The organism is Microcystis sp. LE19-41.2A, from assembly GCF_027530405.1.
Classification (GTDB): Bacteria; Cyanobacteriota; Cyanobacteriia; order Cyanobacteriales; family Microcystaceae; genus Microcystis; species Microcystis aeruginosa.
On record NZ_JAPZQJ010000459.1, the window covers coordinates 1 to 1,614 of the forward strand.

1 protein-coding gene is annotated in these 1,614 nt (G+C 41.8%); it reads left to right on the forward strand.

Annotated features, from left to right (window positions below; genetic code table 11):
• Positions 1–1,614 (forward strand): tetratricopeptide repeat-containing S1 family peptidase (locus O9290_RS19470; RefSeq protein ID WP_288087403.1); only part of this gene is annotated, 1,614 nt, incomplete at both ends.

A 1,614-nucleotide genomic window follows, 5' to 3' on the forward strand; every position in this document is an offset into this window, starting at 1 on the left:
AATATTTACACCGTCCTAACCGCCGATCACGTCCTTTGCGGAGAAATGGCACGCACCGACAGCTGTGCTGATTACACCTACACCGTCGTCACCAGCGACGGCAAAACTCGAAACATCGAGAAAAGCACCATCATCCGGCAGAAAGGGGTAGATTTAGCAGTTTTTCAGTTTGAAAGCCGAGACAATTATCCCGTTGCGGAAATAGCGAATTATAACCCAAATACCGATGATTTTGTTTTTGCGGCAGGCTTCCCCAAAATTGGCGACAATCCCTCGAAATGGTTGTTTAGTGGAGGTAGAATCAAAGATCAAGAAATGGGATTACTACTAACCCGCCAAAGTGACTTAAGCAATGAACAAGGGGCAGTATTAAAAAGTGTCAGTTCTTTAACCGGAGGCTATGAATTAGTTTATACTAGCATCACATTTGGGGGAATGAGTGGTGGTGCAGTCTTAGACTCCCAGGGGAGAGTAATAGGGATTCATGGACGTTCAGAAGGAGCAGGGGTAGGGAAAATTCAGTTAGGGTTTAGTTTAGGGATTCCCATTAGCACTTTTATCGGATTGCAAGAAAGATTGAAGGTAAAACCGCAATTATTAACCACTGCTCAACCCCAAGTTAGTCCGCAACAACAACAAGAAATTATTCAAGCGATTACTGGTGTTATTGTTCCTAATACCAATGCGAAGGCGGATATTTGGATAGAAAGGGGAGGACAATTATGGCGGTTATTCAGGTTTGAGGAAGCAATTAAAGCCTTTGATGAAGCGATTAAGCAAAATGACCCCGAGAATGTCTATTTAGCGTGGTATGGGAAGGGATTAGCGTTAGGTGAGTTAGGTAAAGCTCAACCAGCTATAGAAGCTTTGCAACAAGCGATTAATACCTTACCTAAACGGGAAGATTTAAAGAACTTTCACAGTAGTATTTTACAACAGCAAAGTGCAGTTTATCGCTATTTAGAAAATTATGAGCAAGCCTTAACGGTGATTAATCAGGCGATTTCTCTGGTTCCCAATAACCCCAATCACTATAACGAGAAATCCGCAGTATTAAGTCGATTAAAACGCTATGATGAGGGATTAGCGGCGATTACTCAGGCAATTCATCTCGCTCCCCGTGCTGCTTGGTATGTCAATCGAGGGATTCTTTACCGTCGCCAACAAAAATACGAATTAGCCCTCTCTGACTGGAACAAAGCCATTGAACTTAATCCTAATTATGCTATGGCTTACTACAATCGTGGGGTTCTTTACGATGACCAAAAAAAATACGAATTAGCTTTAGCTGACTGGAACAAAGCTATTGAACTTAATCGTAATTTTACTGAGGCTTACAACAATCGGGGGGTTCTTTACCAAAACCAAAAAAAATACGATTTAGCCCTCTCTGACTACAGCAAAGCTATTGACATTAATCCTAATGATGCTAAGGCTTACTACAATCGGGGGCTTCTTTACCGTCTCCAAGAAAAATACGAATTAGCTTTAGCTGACTGGAACAAAGCTATTAAAATTAATCCTAATGATGCTGGGGCTTACTACAATCGGGGGCTTCTTCACAGAGACTTGCGGAAATACGATTTAGCCCTCTCTGACTTCAGCAAAGCTATT